This window comes from Mesorhizobium sp. M7A.F.Ca.MR.362.00.0.0, from assembly GCF_004023175.1.
Lineage (GTDB): Bacteria > Pseudomonadota > Alphaproteobacteria > Rhizobiales > Rhizobiaceae > Mesorhizobium.
Map to the genome: position 1 here is coordinate 1 of NZ_RZTF01000249.1, position 7,297 is coordinate 7,297.

5 protein-coding genes are annotated in these 7,297 nt (G+C 62.4%); 3 read left to right on the plus strand and 2 right to left on the minus strand.

The annotated features are described in order from the left end of the window. Positions 1–106: 106 nt before the first annotated feature. Complete coding sequence (gene topA / locus EOC06_RS25090) at positions 107–2,743, minus strand: type I DNA topoisomerase (RefSeq protein ID WP_128309053.1); 2,637 nt, start codon at positions 2,741–2,743, stop codon at positions 107–109. 361 nt (positions 2,744–3,104) lie between these two features. Further along, positions 3,105–3,482, minus strand: a complete 378-nt coding sequence (locus tag EOC06_RS25095) for a hypothetical protein (RefSeq protein WP_128309054.1) — start codon at positions 3,480–3,482, stop codon at positions 3,105–3,107. Between the two features lie 173 nt (positions 3,483–3,655). On the opposite strand from EOC06_RS25095, the gene EOC06_RS25100 reads away from it, so the two are divergent. The 3 genes from EOC06_RS25100 to glmS form a co-directional block, all read left to right on the plus strand. After that, a complete protein-coding gene (locus EOC06_RS25100; protein WP_128309055.1) occupies positions 3,656–4,402 on the plus strand; it encodes a cytochrome c biogenesis CcdA family protein in 747 nt (248 codons plus the stop codon). Between the two features lie 169 nt (positions 4,403–4,571). Further along, entirely contained in the window at positions 4,572–5,930 is a 1,359-nt protein-coding gene (gene glmU / locus EOC06_RS25105; RefSeq protein ID WP_128309056.1) for a bifunctional UDP-N-acetylglucosamine diphosphorylase/glucosamine-1-phosphate N-acetyltransferase GlmU, read from the plus strand. A gap of 177 nt (positions 5,931–6,107) precedes the next feature. Beyond that, the coding region (glmS, locus tag EOC06_RS25110; RefSeq protein WP_245470036.1) for a glutamine--fructose-6-phosphate transaminase (isomerizing) at positions 6,108–7,297 on the plus strand (1,190 nt) is incomplete at its 3' end.

A 7,297-nucleotide genomic window follows, 5' to 3' on the forward strand; every position in this document is an offset into this window, starting at 1 on the left:
GGATTTCGTCACGCGAGGGCCGGTAGTCGTCCTTGACCTTGGCCCTGGTGTCGGCGGTGCGCGGATCGCCGTGGGTTCTGCCGGTGATCTTGCGCGCCACGCTGTCCTATCCTTTTTTCTTCGCGGCCGGCTTCTTCGCAGCCGGCTTCTTGGCTGCCACTTTCTTTGTCGCCGGGGCCTTGGCCGCGGCTGCCTTTCGGAACGGCTTCTTGCCGCCGCCGCCCTTGGCCTCTTTCTCGGCAATCAATGCCAGCGCATCCTCGATCGTCACCGACTGCGGATCCTTGCCCTTGGGCAGCGTAGCATTGACCTTGCCGAAATTCACGTAAGGCCCGTATTTGCCGTCGCGCACGACGATCTTGCCGCCGCCATCGGGATGGTCGCCAAGCTCCTTCAGCGCTGCGGCAGTACCGCCATTGCGGCCGCCCTTGCCCTTCAGCTGCTTCTCGGCGATCACCGATACGGCGCGGTTGAGGCCGATCGAGAACACGTCCTCGATGCTTTCGAGATTGGCATAGGTGCCGTCATGCAGCACGAATGGGCCGTAGCGGCCAAGCCCGGCTGAGATCATCTTGGCGGTTTCCGGATGCTGGCCGACATCGCGCGGCAGCGACAGCAGCGCCAGCGCCTTTTCGTGGTCGATCGACTCGGCCGTCCAGCCCTTGGGCAGGCTGGAACGCTTGGCCTCCTTGCCGTCGCCACGCTGCAGATAGGGGCCGAAGCGACCGCTGCGCAGCGTGATTTCCTCTGACGTGTAAGGATCCTTGCCGATCACCTTGGTGCCGTCCTCGCCGCCGCCATTCTCGCCATTGGGATTGGCGGCATCGCCGAGCTGGCGGGTGAAGGAGCAATCGGGATAGTTGGAGCAGCCGACAAAGGCGCCGAACTTGCCAAGCTTCAGCGACAGATTGCCGGTGCCGCATTTCGGGCAGATGCGCGGATTGGAGCCGTCCTCCCGCGTCGGGAACACCAGCGGCGCCAGTTCTTCATTGAGCGCGTCGAGCACGTCGGTGACGCGCAGTTCCTTGATGTCGGCGACGGCGCCGGAAAAATCCTTCCAGAAATCGCGCAGCACGTCCTTCCAGGCGAGCTTGCCGTCCGAGATCTCGTCGAGCTTTTCCTCGAGGGACGCGGTGAAGTCGTACTCGACATAGCGCTTGAAGAAGCTTTCGAGGAAGGCCGACAGCAGCCGGCCCTTGGCCTGCGGCACCAGCCGGCGCTTGTCGATGGTGACGTAGTCACGGTCCTCGAGCGTCTTCAGGATCGCCGTATAGGTAGAAGGCCGGCCGATGCCGAGTTCTTCCAGCTTCTTGATCAGCGAAGCTTCGGAATAGCGCGGCGGCGGCTCGGTGGTGTGCTGGGTGGCATTGATCGCCTGGCGGGCTAGCTGCTCGCCGGCGCGGATTTCAGGCAGGCGGCGGTTTTCCTCGTCTTCCGCATCGTCGTCCTTCTGGTCGGTGTAGGCGGCGATGAAACCGTCGAACCGAACGACCGAACCGATGGCACGCAGCTCTGCGGTGCGCGATCCGTTGACCGCTTCGATCTCGGCGGTGGTGCGCTCGATCTCGGCCGACTGCATCTGGCTGGCGATGGCGCGCTTCCAGATCAGCTCATAGAGCCGCATCTGGTCGGAATCGAGATATTGCCTGACGGATGCCGGGGTGCGCATGAAATCCGTCGGGCGGATCGCTTCGTGCGCTTCCTGGGCGTTCTTGGCCTTGGCGGTATACTGGCGCGGCTTTTCCGGCAGGTATTTTGCGCCGAATTCCTTGGCAATGGCGTCGCGTGCGGCGTCGATCGCCTCGGGTGCCATCTGCACGCCGTCGGTTCGCATATAGGTGATGAGACCTGTGGTCTCGCCGCCGATCTCCATGCCTTCATAGAGGCGTTGCGCCACCTGCATGGTGCGGCTGGCCGAGAAGCCGAGACCCGATGAGGCGGCCTGCTGCAGCGTCGACGTGGTGAAGGGCGGGCCGGGATTGCGCTTGGTCGGCTTGGCTTCCACCGACACCGCCTTGAAGGTTGCGCCATCAAGCATCGATTTGATGTCGTCGGCCTGTGCCTTGTTTGAAATGTCGAGCTTTTGCAGCTTCTTGCGATCGAAGGCGGTCAGCCGCGCTTCGAAATTCTCGTTGCGCGGCGTGCCCAGCAGTGCAGCGATCTGCCAGTATTCCTCGCGGATGAAGCGCTCGATCTCGGATTCGCGATCGCAGACCAGGCGCAGCGCAACCGACTGGACGCGGCCGGCCGAGCGGGCGCCCGGCAGCTTGCGCCACAGCACCGGCGACAGCGTGAAGCCGACGAGATAATCCAGCGCCCGGCGGGCGAGATAGGCATCGACCAGCGGCGCATCGATCTGGCGCGGATTGGCCATCGCCTCCAGCACCGACGATTTGGTGATGGCGTTGAAGACGACGCGGCTGACCGGCTTGTCCTTCAGCGCGCGCTTCTGCTTCAGCACTTCAAGAACGTGCCAGGAAATGGCTTCGCCTTCGCGATCCGGATCGGTGGCGAGGATCAGGCCGTCGGCATCCTTGACCGCCTTGGCGATGTCGGCAAGCCGCTTGCCCGAGGCCGTGTCGACCGCCCAGGACATGGCGAAATCCTCATCCGGACGCACCGAGCCATCCTTGGCCGGCAAATCCCGGATATGGCCGAACGAGGCCAGAACCTTGTAGTTCTTGCCGAGGTATTTGTTGATTGTCTTTGCCTTGGCCGGCGATTCGACGACGACGACGTCCATGAGGTCTCATATCAGCTGTGGTGCGGCAGAAGAATTCCGCTGCGCGCGACGAAATCTCGTTCACTTTGTCGCTCACATGGCCGCGCTTTTGCATCCGGTCAAGGGGAAGCGCCCAAATTGCAGGGCTGTCCGCCGCAATACACTCTAAGAGTGTATGGAGAAAATCACAGAATTTTGGGAAAGGGAGATGGCGGTTCCGAGTCAGCGGAAACGACCCGATTCACTTTTCCACCGAGTCGAGGAAATGCAGCCCCGAACTGTGACGGGCGACATTACAACAGGCTGGTTGATGCCGGTCGCCGGCTGCATAGAGATGCTCGGCGACCGGCCCTTGTTCCGCCAGCAGGCGGGATTGGCGTGCTTAGTCGGCCTTGACGATGTGCCAGACCTCGCCGACGCCGTCGCCGGTCACATCGCCGGGCTTCTTGTCCTTGATGAAGGTGTAGACCGGCTTGCCGTCATAGGCCCACATCTTGGTGCCGTCGGTACGGTCGACAACGCTCCATTCGCCGTCCGCCTTGGCGTCGGCCTCGGCCTTCAGCGGCGGCCAGTTGGTGGCGCATTTGTCGTAGCAATTGGTCTTGCCCATCTCGTCCTTGTCATAGGTATAAAGCGTCATGCCGTTGGCGTCGGTGTAGATCTTGGTGCCATTGACCTCGGCTTCCTTCCACGCATCGGCGGCGAAGGAGGCGGCGGTGCTGAGCAAAAGCGCTGCCAGCCCTGCGGTTATGGTTTTCATGGAAATCTCCCTGACTGATATCCGGAGACGCGCGGGAAATCGCGGCCTCGCTGTATCAACGCCCGTGGGCTGCCGTTTCTTCCCCGGCAAGCATGATCTTGCCAACACAATGGTGATTGGTGGACAAGGCTCCGCATCGCTATATCGGCGGCACGGCATTGGAGTTCTTGGAAATGGCATTGGACGTCGGCTATGTCAGCGCGGTCGGAGCGGGAGCGATCTCGTTCCTGTCGCCTTGCGTGCTGCCGCTGGTGCCGCCCTATCTCTGCTATATGGCAGGCGTTTCGGTCGACGATTTCCGTGGCAATGCGGGAACTACGGCGAGGGAAGGCGCGCGCGGTGCGCTGCTCTATTCCTCGATTGCCTTCGTGCTCGGTTTCTCGACCGTGTTCGTGGCGCTTGGCGCCGGCGCCTCGACCATCGGCCGGCTTCTGCGGGTCTGGCAGGAGCAGCTGGCGATGGGCGCCGGCGTGCTGATCATCCTGATGGGCCTGAATTTCCTCGGCATCCTGCGCATCCCACTGCTGTCGCGCGAGGCGCGCTTCCAGTCGCAGGGCAAGCCGGCAAGTGCGGTCGCGGCCTATGTCATGGGGCTGGCCTTCGCCTTCGGCTGGACGCCCTGCATCGGCCCGGTGCTCGGTCCGATCCTGACGCTGGCCGGCGGCCGCGAAACGGTGGGCGAGGGCGCTCTGCTGCTCGCCGCCTATTCGCTCGGGCTGGGCATCCCGTTCCTGATCGCAGCGCTGTTTTCAGGCGCCTTCATGCGCTTCCTCGGCAGATTCCGCGTCCATCTCGGCCGGGTCGAAAAGGCGATCGGTGCGCTGCTGGTCGTCGCCGGCGTGTTTTTCCTCACCGGCGGCGTGCAGGCGGTATCGTATTGGTTGCTGGAGAATTTTCCGGTGCTGGGACGGCTGGGGTAACTTTTTCGTCCGATGCCGAACATATTTTCCGCGTTCGAATGGCTGTTTGAACTACTGATTAAAAGTAAGTTGCTCGTCCCACCTCACCGGAATTTAACCGCATTGGTGCAGCATGGCGCCACTGCTAGCATGCTTTGATTCCCAACCCTTTTCATATGGTTGCCCTTCCATGAGCCAGAGATCCTGCCTGTCCGTCATCCTCGCCGCCGGCGAAGGCACGCGCATGAAGAGCGTGTTGCCGAAGGTGCTGCACCAGATCGCTGGGTTGCCGATGGTCGCCCATGTGGTGAAGGCAGCCGAAGCCGCCGGCGCCGGCAGTCAGGCGCTGGTCATCGGCCACGGGGCGGACGAGATGCGCAAGGCAGCGGCAAAATTCGCGCCGAAGGCCGAGACATTCGTGCAGGAAAAGCGCCTTGGCACCGCGCACGCCGTGTTGGCCGCGCGCGATGCGATATCAAAGGGTTATGACGATATCCTGGTGATGTTTGGCGATACGCCGTTGATCGACGCGGATGCGCTCACCGTGGCGCGGCTGAAACTGGCGGAAGGTGCTGGCGTCGTGGTGATCGGCTTCCGTCCGCCCAGTCCGGCCGGCTATGGCCGGTTGATCGAGAAGGACGGCAAGCTGATTGCCATTCGCGAGGAGAAGGATTGCTCCGAGGAGGAGAGGAAGATCGGCTTCTGCAATGCCGGGATGATGGCGGTTGCCGGTGCCCACGCGCTGAAACTGCTCGATCAGGTCGGCAACAAGAACGCCAAGGGCGAGTATTACCTCACCGACATCGTCGAGATCGCCGGCGCGCGAGGCCTCGATGTCGTCGCCACCGAAGCCAGCTTCGAAAGCGCGCTCGGCATCAACAACCGCGCCGAACTGGCGCAAGCCGAGGGCATCTGGCAGGCGCGCCGGCGGCATGAAGCGATGCTGTCGGGCGTGACGCTGATCGCGCCGGAGACGGTGTATTTCTCGCACGACACCGAGATCGGCACTGACACGATCGTCGAGCCCAATGTCTGGTTCGGTCCGGGCGTGAAGATTGCGACGGGCGCCAAGATACATGCCTTCAGCCACATCGAAGGCGCCACCATTGCGTCCAATTGCGATGTCGGGCCGTACGCGCGGCTGCGGCCGGGTGCGGATCTCCGGCAAAAGGCCAAGGTCGGCAATTTCTGCGAGGTCAAGCAGGCGGTTATCGAAGAGGGCGCCAAGGTCAACCATTTGACCTATATCGGCGATGCCCGCGTCGGCGCGGGCGCCAATATCGGCGCTGGCACCATCACCTGCAATTATGACGGCTATTCGAAATTCTTCACGGACATCGGCGAGGGCGCGTTCATTGGCTCCAATTCGTCGCTGGTGGCGCCTGTCACCATCGGCAAGGGCGGCTACATTGCCTCGGGCAGCGTGATCACGGAAAGCGTGCCCGACGATGCGCTGGCCTTCGGCCGTGCTCGCCAGAAGACGATCCCGGGCAAGGGCAAGGAATTGCGCGAACGCTTTGCCTCGGCCGCGGCTGCGAAGAAAAAGTAAGACCAGCCCGCAAAAAACCGAACGATTGCAGTAACCGGATTGCAAGAGCGGTCTGTCATGGTGCATCGACAAGAATGAGCGTTCCGTTACACGGGACGAAATGCAATGTGACTTTCGCGGCAGGCCGGCCCTCCCTAAATAGCGCTGGTTTTCCACGGGGAATCGGGGGCTGTCTGCATGTGCGGTATCGTTGGAATCGTCGGCCACTCGCAGGTTGCGCCGCTCATTGTCGATGCGCTGAAGCGGTTGGAATATCGCGGCTATGACTCGGCCGGCGTCGCCACCATCGAGCACGGCCAGCTTGCTCGCCGCCGCGCCGAAGGCAAGCTGATCAACCTCGAGCGCCGGCTCAAGGACGAGCCGCTCGATGGTACGATCGGCATCGGTCACACGCGCTGGGCGACACACGGCGTGCCCAACGAGACCAATGCGCATCCGCATTTTTCCGACGGCGTTGCCATCGTCCACAACGGCATCATCGAGAATTTCGCCGAATTGCGCGAAGAACTGATCCGCGATGGCTATTCTTTCTCCTCGCAGACCGACACCGAGGTCGTCGCCCATCTGGTGGCGCGCGAACTCGCCAAAGGGCTGAAGCCGGTCGAGGCCGCGCACCAGGCGCTGAAGCGGCTGGAAGGCGCTTTCGCGCTGGCCATCATGTTCAAGGGCGACGAGGACCTGATCGTCGGCGCGCGCAATGGTCCGCCTTTGGCTGTCGGCCATGGCGATGGCGAGATGTTTTTGGGCTCCGACGCCATCGCGCTCGCACCGTTCACCAATTCGATCACCTATCTCGAAGATGGCGACTGGGCGGTGGTGCGCCGCGACGGCGTTACCATCTTCGACATCGACGGCACAAAGGTCGACCGCAAGCGCCAGCAGTCGCTGTCGACCAGCTTCATGGTCGATAAGGGCAATCGCCGCCATTTCATGGAGAAGGAGATCCATGAGCAGCCCGAAGTGATCTCGCATACCTTGGCGAATTATCTCGATTTTGTCGGCGGCGTCTCCAAGCCGCTGGATCTGCCGTTCAATTTCGCAGAGATCAACCGGCTGGCGATTTCGGCCTGCGGTACCGCCTATCTTGCCGGCCTGATCGGCAAATACTGGTTCGAGCGCTACGCGCGCCTGCCCGTCGACATCGATGTCGCCTCCGAATTCCGTTACCGCGAAATGCCATTGTCGAAGAACGACGCGGCGTTCTTCATTTCGCAGTCCGGTGAGACTGCCGACACGCTGGCCTCGCTGCGTTATTGCCGCAAGGCCGGCATGAAGATCGGCGCGATCGTCAATGTGCGCGAATCGACCATGGCGCGCGAATCCGATGTCGTGCTGCCGACGCTCGCCGGGCCGGAGATCGGCGTTGC